We start from the raw sequence: 18,099 nt of genomic DNA, 5'->3' as shown, positions 1-18,099 counted from the left end.
CCGGCGTGAGCCCTGGTCCTACGCCGCTCCGATTGCCCGCCCCGAGGAAGGCGGTACGGCGCCCGGCAGCCGACCGGCCGCGCCCGGTCCCGCACGATTCGCTCACCGCGGGGCTCGCCGCTGGCGCCGCCGGCGCCGCCGGGCGCGGCCGCGACCCGCTCCCGGTCCGGGAGGCGGTGCCGAGTCCTGGCGAGCGCGGGGAGGCCGCAGTGCCGGCGAGCCCCGCGCCTTGGCGGCCGACCGGCTACGCCCCGCATCTGGACGCCCGGCTGCTGCCGGACATCGCGCTGGCCGGACTGCCGGACCACGGGCCGCCGCTGTGGCGGATCGTCGAGGTGCGGGTGGGCGGGCGGTGGCGGCCGGCGGTGGTGGAGCGCTGGCGCCTGCACCACGGCTCGACCCGCTGGATCGCGCTGCTCCGCTGGGGCTCCGGCCCGCAGGAGCGGGGCTGGGTGCTCTACGACCCGGCAACCGTCCGCCAGGCACCCCGCCCTACGGACGTAGTCCCAGGTGCTCGGGAAGGCCTGGCCGGGGTACTTGGTCCTGGAGTGCAGCCGCCGGGCGCACTGCGGCGAGCCAGCCGGTCCTGCCCGTCGCATGGGCGCCGGTACGGGAGCCGGCCCACGGCGCGGTGAGGGGTGGGCGGAATGATCCGATCGGGCAATCCTGCACCTGCGCGTCCCTGGGGTGTCGTTCGAGGCCTATGCGGAGTTGTTCACCGTGCTGGCGGACGTCTCGCCGGTGGTGCAGGCCCTGCCGCCGGACGGCGCGCTGATGGGCGTCACCGGCGCGCTCGGCTACTTCGGCGCGGTCTAAGACCTGTTCCCACTCTGACGGTGTGGTCACACTCGCCGCTGCCCAGCCGGGCAGGGCGCAGGCTCACAGCACCACTCCTCCTTGCCACTACGTCCGCTGGACTTCCGCCACCTGGCACAGACCATGGAAGGTGCCGGTCCTTCCGGTAGTCCACTTGTGGCATCTCTGTCCCGGCGTCCGCGTCGTTCTGCACCAGCGGGCCCCGCCCTCGCTACGGTGGCCGGGTGAAGCCAGACAAGCGCGAGCGCTGGTTCGTGCCCTCTGGCGCTGGTGGTTTGTCAGACCCTGGTGGGCGACCTCGATGGTTCACGCGGCGCATGGTGATCGCGGGAAGCCTTGCGATCTTGGCAGGTATCCTCGTCCTCCTCGCACTGTTCCTGCTCGTTCACGGTGCCGGCAGTCCGGGTGAAGGCGGCCGGCCCGCAGCGAGTTCTTCGGCGACGACCAGTTCATCAGGTGGCGGCGGCGAGCACACAGCACCTGGGACATCGACTGGTTCATTGCCAGGCGGAGGGCAAACAGCACCTCAGTCGGCCGCCGCGACAGTAGCTTCGGAGCCCGGTGGTAGGACCGAGCAGATCGCAGTGCTCGCCGCCGCGGTCGGTGGACTCCTAACGGGTGTCGCCGCCGTAGTTACAGCCATGGTCGCGGTGGCCACTCTCCGTCGGGACCAACAGCTGCCACCTGCCCAGCCACATCGCCGAGGGCGACGCCGCTGAGGGGACAGTCGTCCACGCATGGCTGCGACCTACGGGCACCGGCGGGAAGGGACGAGGGCCGGTGACTGCGCGGACGGCAGTGCTACCCCGGTGCGTCATCTGCCTCCCGGGAGGCCGACGTGATCGGTAGGAGTAGGCGCCGTCCGGCCTGTCTCATTGGGGGGATGCACGCCGGGCGGCCTGACAGGACAACGGGCCGAAAAGGGTGTCCGTTACGACGCCGACTTCGAACGAGGTCCACGCACTTGGTCCGTCGTCGCGTGCGGTCGCTGGCACCGCGGGGGCCGAGGAACCTGGCGGCCTGGTGCTGTGAGATGCGGTACCGGCCGCGCCCATACGCGCAGCCGGTCGCGGCGAGTGTCGGTCAACGGGCGAATGCAACGGCGATGTCGTTGTTGGGGCAGCCGGCCGCGATGCGCTGGAGGGCGTCCTTCTCGCGGGGGTCGGCGGTCAGGCCCCAGCGGGTCTTCACGGTGGTCCAGTCGGTGACGTAGGTGCAGACGTAGTCGTCGGCGGGCGGGAGCCAGTCGGCGGGGTCCTTGTCGGTCTTGCTGCGGTTGGACTTGGCGGTGACCGCGATGAGGGACCGGTCGTCGCCGAGGTCGTTGGCGTAGGCCTGGCGCTCCGCCGCGGACCAGCTGGAGGCGCCGACTGGCGGGGAGCGTCGTTCCAAACGTGCTGTATTTCTGCGCCAGTGTCCCGTGCGCTCCTTGTCGGGGAGCCGGTCGGTGAGCCCCGTTGTAGGGCGGGGCCGTGGATCGTGTCGTCGTTGCTGTTGAGCTAGTCCGGACGGTCGAGCGTCCTGGTCGGGATGACGGAGTTCAGCACGCGGGCAAGGGGCAACGTTCGTGGGGGTGGGCCCGGGGTCGTCCGGCGTGCCCGGTCCGGCGCCCGTCCGCTCCGTCTGCCGAGTGGTCGAGAAGCCGCTGCGCCGTCGGGGGCCGCCGTGTCGAGGTGGATGTTCCACAACCACTTGGCACACAATGAGTAACCAATTGTATCTCTCCGTGACTGGCTGGCTGGTCCGCGACCGGCCGCGCCCGCACACCGACCAGAAGGACGACTTTCCGTGGCCATCCGCCGCACCCTCACCCTCGGCGCCGTCTGCGCCCTGTTCCTCGGTGTGCTCGCCGGGCCGCTCAGCCCGGCCGCCGGCGCCGACGAGCCCGCGTCCGAGCCCGCCCAGTACGGCACCGTCGCCCTCGACGGCCTGGCCTATCTGAGCCCGGATTCGGTCCGGGCGCAGGTGTCCTACAGCTGTGTGCAGGACTCCGCGACCGCACTGACCGTCGCCTTCGAGCAGGAGCGCGCCGACGGCCTGGAGGCGGCGGGGAACGCCACAAGCGACCAGGTCGTCTGCGACGGGCGTACCCGTGCCGTCACCCTCGACCTGGTACGCAGTGAGGGCGGTGCCGCGTTCACCGACCCGGCCGTCGGCTGGTCCTCCGTCACGCTGGTCGGCGATGAGGAGCCGGTCGCGGAGGAGGGTTTCGACGTCGGTCGTGACGTCCGCTCGCTGGGTCGGAGCAACACCCGCTACCGGTGGAAGCGGGCCGTGATCCCCTACGAGATCGACCCGGCGCTGGCGGCCGACAAGTCGGATGAGGTCAGGGCCGCGATGACGCACTGGAGTTCGCGGACACCCGTGGTCTTCGTCGCCCGCACCGCGGACAACGCGAGGTTCTACCCGGACTACGTGTCGTTCCAGCCTCACGCGAGCAGCTGCAACTCCTATGTCGGACGGATCGGCGGCAAGCAGGCCGTGAACGTCCCCACCTGGTGCAAGACGGGCAGCATCATCCACGAGGTCGGCCACGCGGTGGGCCTGTGGCACGAGCAGTCCCGCCCCGACCGCGACAGCAACGTCAGGATCGACCTCGCACCCGTGAAGGAGTCCTCGCGGCACAACTTCGCCAAGCGTGACGACGGCACCTTCGACACCGCCTACGACTTCGCCTCGATCATGCACTACGGGCCGAAGGCGTTCTCCGGCAACGGCACGGACACCATCACCGCGCTCAAGCCGCTGCCCCCCGGCACCGTGATGGGCCAGCGCGAGGGCCTGTCCGAGGGCGACATCCAGGCCGTCGCCGCCATGTACCGGTAACGGCCCGGCGCCGGGCTCGCTCAAGCACGGCCCCCCGGACGACTACGCCCGCCCGTGCCGGCGGGAGGCGGGCCCCCGGCGCCCACGCAGGCGCGGCGGTGCAGTCCCGCCTCCCCGGGGCCGAACGCCTGGGGGCGAGCCGGCCGCCTGGCACATCCCGGCTGGCGGGCCCGGGCTAAACGGTTGTGGCCGGCCTTCGTCCATCCGCTGGCGCCGGGCCGGCGTCCGACCGCTCCGGCCGCTGAGTGGTCGGGGAAGGGGACGGCCCCACCCTGCGCCGCCCGGACATCGGGCTGGCCCGGTCGGCGTTCTCTGCTGCGCCGGCCCGCGGCGGCGGTCCCACCCTGCTCACTGTGCCCGGCCGGCCGGCCGGCTGCGCGCCGCTGTTCGGGGCGATCACCGGCCTGGTACTACCTGGGTACCTCCACCGGCCGCCCGGCGACCTGCTGCGCAAGGCCCTGCGCCAGTTCGGCCGGGGCGCTGACACGAGATCCGGTGCCGACAGCGCTCCCCGTCTCGCGGGTTCGAACAACCCCCGCAGAATCCCGGGTCGGGCTTTGTGCCGCTGGGATCCGGGACAGTGCTCGTCGCTCCTGTCTCGCTTCAGCGGGTGATCTCCATCAGCCGGAAGGCCACGGGGACATCGCTCGCGCGGTTGGTCAGCGTGGCGTGCTCGGTGATCCGCGCACCCGCCTGCGCGACCGCCGCGTCCAACCGCGCTGTGTCGCCGAGGCTGTTGAAGCCCAGGAACAGGCGCCCGGAGCCGGACAGCCTGGCCAGCCCGTCGCGGACGTAGCGGCGGTGCGCCGCGTAGTCGCGGTCGAAGACCGCGTGTTCCAGGCCACGGGTGTAGGCGAAGTCGGCCGGGGCGTGGACCACGTTCGAGTTCCAGAAGACGACGTCGAAGCGGGCCCCGGGATCCAGCGCGTCGAAGAGGTCGCTGCGTACTGCCTCGACCCGGTCGGCGACGCCGTGGCGAGCGGCGTTGAGGCGGGTGTTGCGGACGGCTTGCGGGTTGATGTCGGCCGCCGTGACCCGCGCGCACCCTTCGAGCGCGGCGGTCACCGCGGTCACACCCGCCCCGCAGCCCATCTCCAGGAAGGTCCCCCCGACGGGGAAGGGCAGCCACCGGGTGAACAGTTGCGTCGAGTCGGTGTGGGCCGGCGCGAACACCTCTGGCAGCAGGTGCCACTGTCGCCCGAACATGGTGAACTCGCACTCGCCGACCTCACCATGCCGCCCGACCAGATGCGCGCCCACCTTGGAGGCCTCACCGGCTTCGGCGCCGTGGTCGGACGGCGAGCTGCCGGCGGAGGAGCGGGGCAGGGGGCGCATACGAGACTCCAGACGGGTAGGCGAAAGCGGGACCATGACGGGCTGTCAAGCCCGTATCGGTCTTACCCGCCGAAATCGCCCCCCGTCGAGGCGAGCCTGCTCACGTTCGCCCGCCTGCACGAGGCAGGACGCCGGAATCGCCCGATCGGATGCTGGATGGGAACCGGTCGACGCGACACCGGCCGATCGTTGCCCCCGGGGGCGCTACGGGCGGCCGCAGGCCGGTGTGCGGGCCTGCGGCCGCCCGTGGGTGTGCGCCGGTGTGGTGTTGCTCAGGGGCTCACGGCGGCGGTGATGGTGGTGGCTCCGAAGCTGCCGCCTGGTCCGATGTGGGCCTGGCCGTCGGCGTAGGTGCCCGGTGCGGTGCCGGGCAGTGCCTGGAGCGTGAAGGTGTACTGGACGGGTTCCTTGTCGGTGGTGGGGTCGGTGTTCAGGTGCAGGTCGCTCGTCAGCGTCAGGGTGCGACCGCCGTCCGAGAGCGTGGGAGTGGGCAGGTTGCCCGTGTTGTACGGCCTGACGGGGGCGTAGTAGTAGCCGTAGGACACACCGCCGACGAAGCGGAAGCCGGTCGGTGCGGTGAACCTCTGCTCCACCGCACCTGCGGTGAAGGGCGACTCGTTGTGCGTGGCGATGAGGACGTTGAGCTTGTCGGACTCGCCGGGCCTCATCGTGAGGACGGCTTCCTGGCTGACGGCCAGCGGCTGCCCCGGGACCACGATCCCGGTCAGGGGGACCGCCGCACGCCTGCCGATGTTCACCTGTCCGTCGTCGTAGCTGCCCGGGGCCGCGCCGTCCTCGGCCCGGACCACGATGGTGTAGACGAGGGGGCTGGCATCGAGGGCGGTGGTGTTGATGTGGGGGTTGCTGTAGATGACCAGGCGTTTGCCGTCGGCCTCGACGCGGTAGCTGGGGTTGCCCTTGTCGCCTCCGGGGACGTAGTGGGCGTAGGAGGGCTGCCGCCTGGCGAAGACGAACCCGGTCGGCGCGGTGAAGGTCTGGGTGATCAGCCCGGGGTCGACGGAGCGTCCCGGGGGAGCGATCAGGTGGATGTTGACCGTGGTGGTCTCGCCCGGCTTTGCCGTCATCGGCGATTCCTGGCGGACCTCCAGCGCGCACTCCGGCTGGTCCAGGATCGTCACCGGGATGGTCCCGGTGGTCACCCCGTCGATCCTGACGTCGATGTTCCCGCGGACGGCGATCCGGCGGTCGGCGGGCGGCAGGGTCGGCGTCGGGGTGGGGGAGGCCGAGGGGTCCCAGGCGGCCGCTCCGGGGAACTCGAGCGAGAAGTCCACGGTGCTGACCGCGCCGCTGGTGAACGGACCGCGGCCGCCCGCCGGGTTCACCCGCACGTAGGGGGCGACGCTCGTCTCGGGCACCAGGCTGATGTTGTTGAGCCGGCCGACCTCCCCCGTCCCGAGCTCGATGATCTTTGCGACGATCTGGCCGGCGTCGATGCCGTCCGTGTAGCTGCCCCGGGTGGCGGTGGCCACGCGCTCGCCCTGGCCGGCGCGTCCCGTCCCCGCCAGAGCAACGGGATCGGCGTTCAGCCCCTGTCCGTTGACGCTGATCGCCAGGACGAAGATCTGCTCCCACCGCAGCTTCGCCAGAACCGAGCTCTCGGTGATGTCGTACGTCACCATGGCGTTGGAGGTACTGCGGATCGGATCGTGGCCAGGAGCATCCCCGAACCACACGATGATCCGCTTGGCGTCCTCGCGCCACCCGATCGACTCACCGGGCGGCTGGGCGAGCCGGTCCAGGGCGTAGAACTGCCCTTCGGGCGTGTCGCCGCCGCCACCCACCTCCCACAGCCCGATGGCCTTCTCCACGGTCTCGGTGTCGTCGGTCAACGGCACCTGATGGGTGAACAGGGTCTCCCCGTCGACGGTGTCCCGGTAGTTGCCCACCCCGAACCACAGGTCCGCGCGCACCTGCTGCGCCGCTGCCTGCACGTCGTTCAGGATCTTGGCCGCACCGCTCTTCACGGCGGTGATGATGCCCCCCATGCTCCCGGTGCTGTCGGTGAGGAAGTAGACGTCGATCCTGGGGATCACGGCCTTCGCGGGCAGGGTCACCCGGACGTTCTGGCTGTGGTCGCGGTCCGGTCTCATCGCGAGGTCGAGGGCGGACGGGTTCTGGGAGGTGGTCATAACGGGTTCTCCTTCTTCTCTTCGTGTGCCGCGCCGCACGGTGCCGGGGCGGGATCGCGCGGGCCGGAGCTGACGGTGGCGCAGGAGGAGCCGGCCCGCCGCGGTCCTGCCGGCGGTCCGGCCGGGCCAAGAGTGGTTTCTGTGCGAACAACGTAGGGTGGGTCAAGGTTTCCTCGCCAGGCGGCGAGGCGGTGGCCGCCGCCGATTTCACCCCTGTGGTGGGCGGCGGGACGGCGCGCCGGAACTCGCCCGGGACCGAGCGGCGTTGGCCCGCGGGCGGGCGGCAGTGGCCATCTGCCGGCGCCGGGTCTCATCCCGGCTCCCGGCTGGTCTTGGCCCACCCGGTCTGCCCCCGGACCATCCGGACCAGCGCCTTCCACGCGCACAGGAAGGACAGGTAGTTCATCACCACGAAGGAGTGCCCGAGCAGCACCGCCCGCAGCCGGCCGACCCGCCGGTCCCGGCGCAGGTAGACCGCGGAGGTCACCAGCGCGGGCGCGAAGGTGACCGCGTACCAGGACAGCAGGGTCAGCACCCGGCCGGCCCGCACCCAGGGCAGCGACGGGAGGGGGTGGTAGCGCAGCAGGGCATGCCTGGCGTTCAGCAGGAACCAGACCAGGCAGTACTGGAACAGCAGCGACCACGGCAGGTCCAGCACCCAGGGGACGAGCAGGTAGCAGATGAGTTCGAGCGCGGACAGGTGCGGCAGTTCCCGGGAGCGCCAGATCTCCCCGCACCGGCCGACGGCGGTCATGTGGCCCTGGTACCAGCGGGTGCGCTGGCGGATCAGCCGGCTCAGGTCGGTGATGGCCTGCTGGTCGACGGAGGCGTGGGCGGTGCCGCGCAGCCGCCAGCCGCGCACGCTCAGGCTGATCGCGAGGTCGAGGTCCTCCGTCAGTGAGGCGGACCAGGGTCGCTCGCCGATGCTGTCCAGTGCGGACAGGCGGGCGAACTGGCCGTTGCCGCCGAGGCTGACGGTGGCGGTGGCGTCCCGGCCCAGCTGGGTGACGGCGGCCATCGACCAGAAGAGGTAGTCCTGGAACCAGGTGAGGAAGTTGGCATGCCGGTTGCGGATCCGCACGCCGAGCTGGACGCCGCCGGTGGACGGGTCGTCGAACAGCGGCATCACGTGGGACAGCGCCCGGTCCGACAGCCGGCCGTCGGCGTCCATCACGCAGACGACCACCTCCCGCGGGTCCTCGCCGCGTGCCGACACCAGGGCCCGCGCGTGGCGGATCGCGTGGTTGAGAGCCGCGCCCTTGCCCTGCCGCGCGTCGGGCAGCTCACGGCGCAGGATGGTCACAGCGCCGTCCGAGCTCTGGCCGGCTTCGGCCGCGATGCGGCCGGTGCCGTCGTCCGATCCGTCGTCGACGACCAGGACCGTGGTCTCCGGCCCGGTCAGCGCCTGCACGGTGGGGCCGATCACCGAGGCCTCGTTGAGACAGGGCACCAGCACGTACAGCGGACGCCGGTCGCTTCGGCCGAGCTGGGGGCGGCCGTAGCGGGCATCACCCTGGACGGGCAGCGCGGTGCGCTGACGGCGCAGCTCGCACAGGCCCGAGCCCATGGCGACGGCGAAGTAGCAGGCGGAGGCGGCGATCACGGTGTAGCCGATCGCGTCCACGCACTTCAGCAGCCTCACGACAGCGGGGCTCCGGCCTCGCCGGCCAGCTCGTAGTCGCCGGCGGGGGCGGAGGTGGAGGTGGGGATCTGCTCGGGCGAGCAGCGGGGCGGCAGGAGGCCCAACATCGCCGCCCCCTGCCTGGGGTGACGGTGACACAGTGCGCGCAGCGCGAGGAAGGCGGCGGCCACGCCCGTGATGCCGCCGGCGGCGATGACCACAGGGCGGAGGTGGCCGTCCGAACGCCTGCGCAGGACGCGGTTGACGGCGGGGCCGTAGAAGATCACCGTGCCGACGGCGTACACGTCGTCACCTGGTCCTTTCAAGGACGGGTCGAGCCGGGAGGGGTTCGTCCCATTGTCATGGCAATGGGCGGGATCGGCTGCGCGTATTGGCCGGTCCGGGCGTGTCCGATGCTCTCTTCGGGCGGTTTCCCGTGGCGCGCGGCGAAGGGCAGGCGGGGACATGTTTTCCTGGCCTCATCCCATCACCTGCAAGGATCGATGTGATACGAACCTTAGGTGAACGGGGGATTTTCTTTGTCCAAGTACTTCGTACAAGGATCTGCCGAATGACGTCACGGATCACCCACGTCCGGGACCGGATCGCCTGCATTGTCGGCACCCGGCCGGAAGCAGTGAAAATGGCGCCCGTCGTGCTGGAACTACGCAAACAGCCGTGGGCGGACCCGATGATCGTCACCACCGGGCAGCACGGCCCGGTCGTCACCGAGGTACTGGACTGCTTCGGCCTGCGCGCGGACATCACCCTCACACCACCACGCCCCGGCCACTCACTGCCCGCCCTGACGGCGAAACTGCTGCACGAGATCGACAACTGCTTCCGCGCCTCGCCGTGGCAGGCGGTACTGGTGCAGGGCGACACCACCTCCGCACTCGCCGGCGCGATGGCCGGCTTCCTGTCGGCACTCCCGGTGGTCCACGTGGAGGCGGGACTTCGCTCCGGCGACCTGCGCAGCCCCTTCCCGGAAGAGGCCCACCGGCGAATGATCGCCCAGGTGTCGGCCCTGCACCTGGCACCCACCCCAGCCGCCCGGACCAACCTCCGAAAGGACGGCCTGCCGGGCGAGACGACCGTCGTGACCGGCAACACCGTCATCGACGCAGTCCTGCAGGCCGGGCGCACCCCCGCCGCCTCCCGTGACCTCCTGGTCCGCAGAACCGAAGAACTCGGCGCACCCCTGGTGGTGGTGACCGCCCACCGGCGGGAGAACTGGGGTCCACCCATCGCACGAATCTGCCGGGCGGTCGCCGAACTCAGCCGACGCCACCCGGAACTGACCTTCCTGGTCGCGGCCCACATGAACCCCGCAGTACGCAAACCGGTGGAAGCGGCCCTTTCCGCACTCCCCAACGTCCTGCTCCCCGGACCGGTGGCCTACGCCCCCTTCAGCCGGCTCCTCAGCCGCGCCCGCCTGGTCATCACCGACTCCGGCGGAATCCAGGAAGAAGCAGCCGCCTTCGCACTACCCGTCCTCGTCACACGCGAGAACACCGAACGTCTGGAAGGACTGCAACAACGGGTGGCCCGCCTCGTCGGAACCCGAGAAGCGGACATCCTCGCAGCCGCGGAAGACGAACTCGCACGCGACCACGACCGCACCGGCGTCCAACAACCACCCCAGGCCCGCCCCAACCCCTACGGAGACGGCCACGCCAGCGAACGCTGCGCCACCGCCTGCGGGTGGATGCTCGGCCACACGGACCGGCCCCCGGACTGGCACCCGGAACCTCTCCACCGTATCGGCGAGCCAGAGGCTCACACTCCGGCGCCGGACGCTCCGGCATCGGCATGCGAAGCCCATGTGGGGTGACCTCTGTCCGAGGACGAGGTTGAGCGGTTCGGCGAGGACGGGCTGCTGCCCCGGGGCCGGGGCGTGCTCGTGCCGCCCTGGTGCGCCACCGGCCGCCCGGCGGCGCACCAGGGCCGCGGCCGGGGTCAGCGGGCGAGTTCGACGGTGATGCTCTCGTCGGCGCAGCCGGCCGCGATGCGCTGGAGGGCGTCCTTCTCGCGGGGGTCGGCGCTCAGGCCCCAGCGGGTCTTCACGGCGGTCCAGTCGGTGATGTAGGTGCAGACGTAGTCGCCGGCGGGCGGGAGCCAGTCGGCGGGGTCCTTGTCGGCCTTGGAGCGGTTGGACTTGGCGGTGACGGCGATGAGGGATCGGTCGTCGCCGAGGTCGTTGGCGTAGGCCTGACGCTCGACTGTGGACCAGCTGGAGGCGCCGGAGTCCCAGGCCTCGGCGAGGGGGACCATGTGGTCGACGTCCAGGCCGGCGGGGTCGGTGACGGTGACCGCGTCGTAGGGGGAATACCACTGACCGCCCGTCAGGGCGCAGCGCGCGCCGACCTCGGGTGCCTGGACGGCTTCGGCGATGATGACCTCGCGGCGGGTGTCGCAGCCGTCCTTGTCGGCGTCGATCCATTGCCGGAAGGCGGTGCGGACGTAGCCGGTCCGGTCCTCGTCGGTGACGGGCAGTGCGTGGAGGGCGCCCAGCAGGGTGGTGGTGACCACCTCGCCGGGGGCCCGGTGGGCGGGCGCGGCCGGCGCCGTTGCGCCTGCGGGGGAGGCGAGGGCCGCGCCGAGCAGCAGGGTGACCGCGGTGGTCGCGAGGGTGCGTGTGGTGGTGGTCCTGGTTCGCATCCGGGAAGAAGTCCGCTCTGTGATGATCCGTCACTTGTGGATCTTCCTAGCGGGCCCGGGCCGGTGCGGGGAAGCTGATCGGGGCGCGGTTCACCCGGGCGGGGAACAAGTCGTACAGGAAGGAGCCCCTTCCGGCAGGGGCCCAGGGCGGACTGCCGAGCGGCCCTCCGCCGGGGGAGGAGTCCTCGGGGCCGCGGCCGAGCCGGCCGGGGCCGGGGGAGCCGTTGTGAGCGAGCCCCTGGTCATCGGGCGGGGCGGATCGGGGGTCCGTACTCGCGCAGGAAGCGGTGCCAGGCCCGGGCGGTGCCCGTAAGTGCCTCCAGGCGCAGGACGAAGCCGATCGCCTCGACCTGCTGCGCTGTCGCGGTCAGCTGCCAGCGCCGGCCGCCCGGCACGGCCCGGGCCTGCTCCACGACGTCCCGGACCAGGACCACCCGGGCGTCGCCGAGGCCGGGGATCGCGAGGAAGCGCCGCAGCGGCTCCATCTCGGAGTCCAGGAGCTCCAGCGGGACCAACGCGGGGTCCGCCACCTCGGCCGGCCTCTGCGCGGGTGCGGGCTGGTCGCGACGGCGGCGGTACTGCAGGGCCAGGACGCCGTCCGCGGTGATCCGCGCCGCCCAGCCGCCACCGCGCGGACCCGCGAGCTCCGGACGGCCCGCGGGCGCCAGCTCGCACAGCTGCTCCCGGGCGAGGGCCTGGACGGCGCTGTTGCGCTGGCGGTTGTCCCCTTCGTCGTGGCCGCCGTGCAGCCAGCCCGGTGCGCGGGCGTGGGCGGCGGCGAGTTCTTCGAGGAGGCTCCACTGGTCGGGAAGCAGGCTCACGATCGTTCCTCCGGGAGCAGGTTGGCCCTCATCCTGCCGCAGCCCGGCGCCGACCGAGGGCGGTTCCGGGGGAGGGGCCCCGGGGGAGTGGTCGGGCACCGGCGCATCGGTGCGGCCGGCCTCCTTGCCCTGCTGCCGGCGCGTGCGTCTGCCGCTCGAACCGGGAATTGCACGGCACGGTCAGCAGGTTGGCCCGCCGACGTGTGGGCCCTGCCGGCGGGCGGGATGCCGGGACGGCCTCTATCTTGAGGACGAAATACTACAAATCATCCCGATTCGTTGTGGAGTCGTCGTCATGAACAAGGGACAGCTGGTGGAAGCGGTGGCCGGGCAGCTCGGCAGCCGCACAGCGGCCGAGGACGCGGTGGACGCGGTCCTCGACGTCATGGTGCGCGCGGTGGTCGCGGGTGAGGCGGTGCAGGTCACCGGCTTCGGCACCCTGGAGTCGGTGCAGCGCGCCGGCCGCTACGCCCGCAACCCGCAGACGGGTGAGCGGGTGCGGGTGAAGAAGACCACGGTGCCGCGCTTCCGCGCCGGGCAGGGCTTCAAGGACCTGGTCTCCGGCACGAAGAAGCTCCCGAAGAGCGGGCCGGCCGTGGCCAAGGCCCCCAAGGGCTCCCTCACGCCCGGCAAGACGGTCACCGCCGGCTCCACGGGCGCGAAGGCGGTCACCAGGCGCTCGGCCGCCGCGCCCGCGGTCACCGCGAAGAAGACCACCGCCAAGAAGGCCGTGGCGGCGAGGAAGTCCACCGCCCCTGCCACGAAGAAGACCGCTGCGGTTTCCAGGAAGGCGGCCCCCGCCGCGGGGAAGCGGACCGCCGCGGCCGCCAAGCGGAGCACCCGCCGCGCCACGGCCTGAGCACCCGGCGCCGGCGAGCGCGCGCCAGCGGGCAAGTCGCTGCTGCCTTCGGCGCTCTGGCCGTGGCGCGCCCAGGCCCGCCGACGTGCCGTTGGCGCCTTCCGTCCCGGCTCTCGCGCAGGGTGACCCGGCGCACCTGTTCCTTCTTGCCGGGCAGCTGACCGCCAGCGTTGGCGGTGTGGGCCGCTTGCCTCGTCCGCGGTGACCAGGCGTTGGGAGAATCGTTCGTCCAGCCATGAAGAAGATCATCGCGCTCGGCGCGCTCTCCCTAACCCTGCCGGCCCTGTCCGCTTCGCGTCAGTAGCGTCTGTCGAGGGCTTCAACCAGCCTACGGAGCTCGCGAGCCCGCCGTCGGGACATCGACAGCATCACTGCTTCGAGGTGGTCACGGGCCTGCCATGGGTCTCCGCAGCAGGCCCATTCCGTGCAGCCGCCGCTCTCGTAGTTCCACAACCTACGGTTCGGCTGGTGGACGAAGCTTCGCCAGCGCACCACGGCCGACCCGATCGAGCCTGGCCACAGGTACTTCTTCTGGCACTCTATCCGTCGAACTTCAGCGAGTGCTGCCGAGGACAGACCCTGGATGGTCGTGATGTCGTCTTGCATCCGAGGTCGGCGCGCAAGCCCGGAACGGACGCGGCCAGGCCGTCTACGCGGCATCGGCCTTTCTGGTGATCGTCATGTCGCCATCTTCCACCAACTGTCGCTGGCCGACCAGACTGGGTCCAGGCCTCCCCTGTCCAGGCGCCCCCGCGGGGCCATCATCCGCCCACCCTGGTTCTGGCCCTGCCGACATCGTGTTCGGTGCGGTGCCGCCTGCACAACGCCGGTCCACAGCCCGGGCTGCGGCGTGCCGCCGACGAAACAGTAATCGAACACCACTACGATTGTTTCATGGAACCCGCTGCACTCCAGGAGTTGCTCATCGCCCATCTGCCCGCGGTCGCGGGGGTGGAGTCGGTTGTCGCGTGGCCGGCCAGGCCCTATGGGCTGCAGGTCACACTCAAGGAGGCGGGCTCGGTCTACTGGATGATCTCCGGGGCGTCGGGCGTGGCGCCGGCAGCCGCGGAGGGCGAGCGGATGGCCCCTCAGCCGCAGCCCGAGCTGGGCGGCGGCAAGGTGGCGACCGCCCAGGTCGAACAGGCACTACTGACCGCGCTGGCGGCAGCCGACACCGACGGCCAGATCGTGCGCGCCGACCGGTACAGCACCCGCCCCGCCCCTCCGACCGTCGGCTACGGCATCACCGTGGACGCCGCCGACACCTGGCGCCTCTTCGTTGCCTGCGTCGGCACCGCCCGCCGGGGCGAGGAACTGCGCGCCAGCCGCCACTTCCAGCCGGACAGTGACGTCTAGGACCCGATGCAACCGCTGCGCGTCCTGGCCGGCCGTGCGGGACCAGGCGGTCGCAGGTCGATGCCGTACTTCCGGTCGGGGACTGAGCCGCTGGGGTCACGGCCGCTACGCACGCCGCTGGTACGCTGCGCGGCACCGCCTCCGTCCAATCTCGCCACCCAATCACCCACCAGCCGCAGCAGCGGCCCGGGGCGGCCAGCTTCGGCACGGGGGATCGAAGGAGCAGGCGTGCCGGTCGTTCGGAAGCTGCTGGGGGCACTGCCCGACCGGGAACCCCTGCCCCGCCCCCGGGTGCGGGATATCGGGCGTGCGATCACCTGGTCCATCGCCGGCACCCTCGCCTCCCTCTACCTGGCGTTCACCGTCGCTGCTGCCTGGCCGGGTGCACAAGCCGCAGCCACCGGCGCTGCGCCCAGCGAGGGCCTCACCACCGCCCACACCATGCTCTGGGCGTCCGCGGTGTGGCTGGGGCTGGCCCTACCGGCGTGGCTGATGGCCGGGATCGCGGAGCGGGCGCCCGCGGTCGGCCTTCCCCGCATGTCCCCCCGACAACTGCTGGCAGCCACCTGCGCGGTGTTCTGCCTGGCGGAGGCACCGATGTTCTTCGTGAGCGCGCTCTTCGCGCTCGCCCGCACCCACTCGCGCACCCTGACCGCATATTCCGGCGGCAGCAGGGGCAGCACGCTCATGGGCGACGTAGCCTCATCCATCGCGGCCGGCATCAGCGAGGAGATCGTCGTGCTGGTCCTGCCCGTCCTACTCGCGTGGCGGATCGCCGAGGTGCTCACCGGCGTCCGGCTGCGCCGCCTCGGCCTGGTCGTGCTCGTCGTGGCTCTGACCGCGGTGCGGTTTCGTACCACCTGGAATATGGGCTGGCCGCTGTGCCGCTTGCACCTTGGGCGGCCGTCTCCGTGCTGCTGTACCTACGCTCGCGCGCGGTGTTGCCCCTCATGCTCGCGCATGCGGTATTCGACGTGACACTGGCTCTGGTCAATCGGATCGCCATCCGGCACGGCCTCGCCCCCGCGGTGACGGTATTCGCGGTTTTGACCGCGATCGCATTCACCACCGCCTTGGGGCTGGCCCCAAGAGTCGGCCGGCAGCTCACCAGGCCTGCATGACCTGAGGCGGTTCGTGTCGCGGGGGAATGCCAATCCGCTTGGCGATGAAGGTTCCAGCACACTCAAGCAGTGGCTGCTCGGTCGGGTGCGGGCCAGCTGGGGAGTCAGGCCGGGGCGTCGGTCGTGCGTCGGATCGTCCGGATGAGCCTGGCCGTGGTCTCGCCTCATGGGAGGACGCTCCACCCATCGGCCTCGATGTGCTCGCCAGCCTGCTCGATCAGATCGGCGGCCTCGTCGAGCAGCCCGAGCGGAAGCACGGCGCTGTCGCTCGTGGAGTCGGGGCCGATCGCGAGTCCGATCTCGAAAACCAGGTCGGTGGCGTGCTGGACTCGTTGGGGTTCGTTGTTGCTGGAGGCGTACTTGATCACCTGCGCCAGGGCGATCAGCGGGCGGTAGCAGATCAAGGGGCAGGACAGCGGTGCGCTGGTCGAGCCGGACTGGTCTCGCACCTTCGGTGCCCAGGACGCTGGCGCCGGCGATCTGATCTGCGACGGCGCAGGGTTCGATCTAGCACAAGGCGGACCGGGGTTGGATCCCGATCCCCTGTGTGACCACAGCGACGTTGTGGACGAGCACGTCCGTCAGGGCAACGGGGACGACGTCCAGTCCGCCGGTGAGGAGCTCGGGTCGCGAGGCTCTGGAACGCCGTGGAATTCCTGAGGCCGGGCACGGCGACAAGCACCGAGGGAGCCGCGCTGGTTTGCGTTCCCAGTGAGCACCACGGGCCAGCGGCCATGGAGTGCGCCCGGAAGATCCACTCTGTCGGAATCGCCTACTTCCCGCTCTGCGGGATCTCAGTCTCTATTTTCCCGCATGGTGGATTCGCTGGCGCGGCAGATCTGGTGCGGGGTGCATTGTGGTGGAACCCCTTGCTAGGGTCCGATTCGGGAATGGTCAAAGGTGCCAGCGCGGTCGCCGGGCTGGTTTCGCAAGCCACAGAATGAATGCGTAACGGAGGATTCCTGTGGTCGTCGTTGTCCGGCTGAAGCAGCATTGCGTATTCAGATCCTCTCTTAAGGAGCTGAAGCAAAGCTGATTCATGCCGGATCAATTGTTGCGGCTTTCCTATTTCTAGCGCCCCTCTCCTTGCCGTCCTATCGAGTCAGCATCGACATTGTGGACTCTGCTGGATTGCGCTCGTGATGACTATTCCGTCAGGCGTATTGACAGTCGATGTCTGAGGTTGACGAGTTCAGCTAGCGCTTCGTGGCCCGTCACGGACAGCTGATGTCCTCGGCGTCAGCGACCTGCAACTTCAATCGAAGGAGACTTCCTTGCTTCGCCATGCCCGCAAACTCGCCGGTTTTGCCGCACTCGCCACCGTCGCACTCACCGTTCCCATGTCTGCCTCGCCGGCCGAGGCCGCCAGCGGCTGGAACTCCCTGAGCCGATTCACCATCCGCAGCGCGGCCACCGGCAAGTGCCTCGAGGTCGCCGACTGGAGCACCGCCCGCGGCGCGGCGATCCGTCAGTGGGACTGCCACGGTGGGGCCAATCAGAAGTGGACCTACGTCCCGGTGAACGGCAGGACCTGGGACGTCCAGATCCGCAACGTCAACTCCGGGATGTGCATCGACATCCCGTACGCGAGCAACGCCAATGGCGTGGGGCTCATGCAGTACCCCTGCAAGACCGGCGTGACGAGTACTGCAGACCAGAACCAGTTCTTCCACCGCGCCCAGGCCTACGGTTCCCAGCGATCGGAGGTCCGATTGGAAACGTGGACCTCCGGATTCTACAAGGCGATCGACATCCCGGGCTGGAACACCGCAAACGGCGTCCGGGCGATCCAGTACGACGTGAACGGTGGCGCCAACCAGATCTTCTACGACGGCGGACAGGGCTGGAACTGACCAACCTCTCGGAACGGACGCGAGCCCGCCTTGGTGCCTCAATTTTGGACCATCCCAAAGTCTGGCGCGCTAAGAACTCCTGCTCAGGTTGAACTCGCCTTGTCGGGGTGCTGAGAGCTGTCGATCCGTGGGTATATCCCGTCCGTGCGATACGCGCAGGGGGGCGGGTTCACTGCCCAGGAACAGCAGCGCCGGGAGCGGGTACGGCTTGATGCCGCCGAGCGGTTCGAGCGTGGTGACAGCAACGGAATGATCGCTCGCGATCTGCGGGTCACGAGCGATCAATTCGAGCGGTGGCGCCGGGCCTGGCGGGACGGTGGCTCGGCGGCGCTGGAGTCGAAAGGGCCACAGTCGCCGCCGAGGCTGGGCGTGCGACAGTTCGCCCTGCTGGAGCAGGAGTTGGAGAAGGGGCCGCTGGCGCACGGCTGGGAGGACCAGCCGTGGACGCTGGCGCGGATCAAGACGGTGATCGGCCGCAGGTTCCACGTCTCGTACACAAGTCCAGGGCGTCTGGAAGCTCCTACGACGCAACGGATGGTCGTGCCAGCAACCGGTTCGTCGGGCGATCGAGCGCGACGAGGACGCGGTCGAGGTGTGGAAGAAGCAGGTGTGGCGCAGGTAAAGGCCTAGTAGGGCTTGGTCAGGTGTACTCGCTGGTGGCGTGTCTTTGTCCCGATTGG

The 18,099-nt window shown here is 70.6% G+C and carries 16 protein-coding genes and 1 pseudogene; 9 read left to right on the top strand and 8 right to left on the bottom strand.

Annotated elements, in window-relative coordinates:
- Positions 1–209: 209 nt before the first annotated feature.
- Together IE329_RS37485 and IE329_RS41750 are read left to right on the top strand one after the other, a co-directional pair.
- Complete coding sequence (locus IE329_RS37485) at positions 210–635, top strand: hypothetical protein (protein WP_190215537.1); 426 nt, start codon at positions 210–212, stop codon at positions 633–635.
- 52 nt (positions 636–687) lie between these two features.
- The gene (locus tag IE329_RS41750; RefSeq protein ID WP_268257381.1) at positions 688–816 is read left to right on the top strand and encodes a hypothetical protein; all 129 of its coding nucleotides are present in this window, start codon (positions 688–690) and stop codon (positions 814–816) included.
- Between the two features lie 1,083 nt (positions 817–1,899).
- Here the strand turns inward: IE329_RS41750 and IE329_RS37480 are convergent.
- Positions 1,900–2,208: an HNH endonuclease family protein gene (locus tag IE329_RS37480; RefSeq protein WP_229928082.1), complete on the bottom strand. Its 309-nt coding sequence runs from the start codon at positions 2,206–2,208 to the stop codon at positions 1,900–1,902.
- A 396-nt stretch (positions 2,209–2,604) separates the two neighbouring features.
- Between IE329_RS37480 and IE329_RS37475 the strand changes: the two genes are divergently transcribed.
- On the top strand, positions 2,605–3,642 hold the full coding sequence (locus IE329_RS37475; protein WP_190215536.1) for a M12 family metallopeptidase: 1,038 nt from the start codon (positions 2,605–2,607) through the stop codon (positions 3,640–3,642).
- A gap of 603 nt (positions 3,643–4,245) precedes the next feature.
- Here the strand turns inward: IE329_RS37475 and IE329_RS37470 are convergent.
- The 4 genes from IE329_RS37470 to IE329_RS37455 form a co-directional block, all read right to left on the bottom strand.
- On the bottom strand, positions 4,246–4,977 hold the full coding sequence (locus tag IE329_RS37470; RefSeq protein ID WP_190215535.1) for a methyltransferase: 732 nt from the start codon (positions 4,975–4,977) through the stop codon (positions 4,246–4,248).
- Between the two features lie 272 nt (positions 4,978–5,249).
- Positions 5,250–7,127 carry a vWA domain-containing protein gene (locus IE329_RS37465; RefSeq protein WP_190215534.1) on the bottom strand — a complete coding sequence of 626 codons (1,878 nt, stop codon included), beginning with the start codon at positions 7,125–7,127 and terminating at the stop codon, positions 5,250–5,252.
- Positions 7,128–7,437: 310 nt separating this feature from the next.
- Entirely contained in the window at positions 7,438–8,769 is a 1,332-nt protein-coding gene (locus IE329_RS37460; protein ID WP_229928081.1) for a glycosyltransferase, read from the bottom strand.
- Positions 8,766–9,053, bottom strand: coding sequence for a hypothetical protein (locus IE329_RS37455; RefSeq protein ID WP_190215533.1), 288 nt, complete (start codon positions 9,051–9,053; stop codon positions 8,766–8,768). Before IE329_RS37455 ends, IE329_RS37460 begins: the two co-directional genes overlap by 4 nt.
- Before the next feature lie 266 nt (positions 9,054–9,319).
- Here IE329_RS37455 and wecB point away from each other — a divergent pair, with 266 nt between their 5' ends.
- Positions 9,320–10,582 (top strand): non-hydrolyzing UDP-N-acetylglucosamine 2-epimerase, encoded by a 1,263-nt coding sequence (wecB, locus tag IE329_RS37450; RefSeq protein ID WP_190215532.1) that lies wholly within the window; start codon positions 9,320–9,322, stop codon positions 10,580–10,582.
- A 125-nt stretch (positions 10,583–10,707) separates the two neighbouring features.
- Here the strand turns inward: wecB and IE329_RS37445 are convergent, their stop codons facing one another.
- Together IE329_RS37445 and IE329_RS37440 are read right to left on the bottom strand one after the other, a co-directional pair.
- Positions 10,708–11,409 (bottom strand): HNH endonuclease family protein, encoded by a 702-nt coding sequence (locus IE329_RS37445; protein ID WP_190215531.1) that lies wholly within the window; start codon positions 11,407–11,409, stop codon positions 10,708–10,710.
- A gap of 242 nt (positions 11,410–11,651) precedes the next feature.
- On the bottom strand, positions 11,652–12,230 hold the full coding sequence (locus IE329_RS37440) for a DUF6417 family protein (protein ID WP_190215530.1): 579 nt from the start codon (positions 12,228–12,230) through the stop codon (positions 11,652–11,654).
- A 295-nt stretch (positions 12,231–12,525) separates the two neighbouring features.
- Between IE329_RS37440 and IE329_RS37435 the strand changes: the two genes are divergently transcribed.
- The 3 genes from IE329_RS37435 (at position 12,526) to IE329_RS37425 (ending at position 15,423) form a co-directional block, all read left to right on the top strand.
- On the top strand, positions 12,526–13,089 hold the full coding sequence (locus tag IE329_RS37435) for an HU family DNA-binding protein (RefSeq protein ID WP_190215529.1): 564 nt from the start codon (positions 12,526–12,528) through the stop codon (positions 13,087–13,089).
- A gap of 894 nt (positions 13,090–13,983) precedes the next feature.
- Positions 13,984–14,445, top strand: coding sequence for a hypothetical protein (locus IE329_RS37430; RefSeq protein ID WP_190215528.1), 462 nt, complete (start codon positions 13,984–13,986; stop codon positions 14,443–14,445).
- 228 nt (positions 14,446–14,673) lie between these two features.
- Positions 14,674–15,423 (top strand): hypothetical protein, encoded by a 750-nt coding sequence (locus IE329_RS37425; protein WP_190215527.1) that lies wholly within the window; start codon positions 14,674–14,676, stop codon positions 15,421–15,423.
- Positions 15,424–15,730: 307 nt separating this feature from the next.
- On the opposite strand, the gene IE329_RS37420 is transcribed toward IE329_RS37425, so the two are convergent.
- Positions 15,731–16,015 carry a hypothetical protein gene (locus tag IE329_RS37420; RefSeq protein ID WP_190215526.1) on the bottom strand — a complete coding sequence of 95 codons (285 nt, stop codon included), beginning with the start codon at positions 16,013–16,015 and terminating at the stop codon, positions 15,731–15,733.
- An 825-nt stretch (positions 16,016–16,840) separates the two neighbouring features.
- On the opposite strand from IE329_RS37420, the gene IE329_RS37415 reads away from it, so the two are divergent.
- Positions 16,841–17,419 (top strand): RICIN domain-containing protein, encoded by a 579-nt coding sequence (locus IE329_RS37415; protein WP_190215525.1) that lies wholly within the window; start codon positions 16,841–16,843, stop codon positions 17,417–17,419.
- Positions 17,420–17,563: 144 nt separating this feature from the next.
- Positions 17,564–18,014: pseudogene (locus IE329_RS42235) on the top strand (winged helix-turn-helix domain-containing protein); the annotation flags it as partial.
- Positions 18,015–18,099: the final 85 nt, after the last annotated feature.

Origin of the sequence: Kitasatospora indigofera, assembly GCF_014655955.1 — a bacterium.
Classification (GTDB): Bacteria; Actinomycetota; Actinomycetes; order Streptomycetales; family Streptomycetaceae; genus Kitasatospora; species Kitasatospora indigofera.
This window is presented reverse-complemented; position numbering and strand designations above follow the sequence as displayed.

Coding starts and splice junctions, on each gene's coding strand:
- IE329_RS37470 (WP_190215535.1), bottom strand. CDS start 4,977: ATGCGCCCCCTGCCCCGCTCCTCCGCCGGCAGCTCGCCGTCCGACCAC.
- IE329_RS37465 (WP_190215534.1), bottom strand. CDS start 7,127: ATGACCACCTCCCAGAACCCGTCCGCCCTCGACCTCGCGATGAGACCG.
- wecB (WP_190215532.1), top strand. CDS start 9,320: ATGACGTCACGGATCACCCACGTCCGGGACCGGATCGCCTGCATTGTC.
- IE329_RS37445 (WP_190215531.1), bottom strand. CDS start 11,409: ATGCGAACCAGGACCACCACCACACGCACCCTCGCGACCACCGCGGTC.
- IE329_RS37435 (WP_190215529.1), top strand. CDS start 12,526: ATGAACAAGGGACAGCTGGTGGAAGCGGTGGCCGGGCAGCTCGGCAGC.
- IE329_RS37430 (WP_190215528.1), top strand. CDS start 13,984: ATGGAACCCGCTGCACTCCAGGAGTTGCTCATCGCCCATCTGCCCGCG.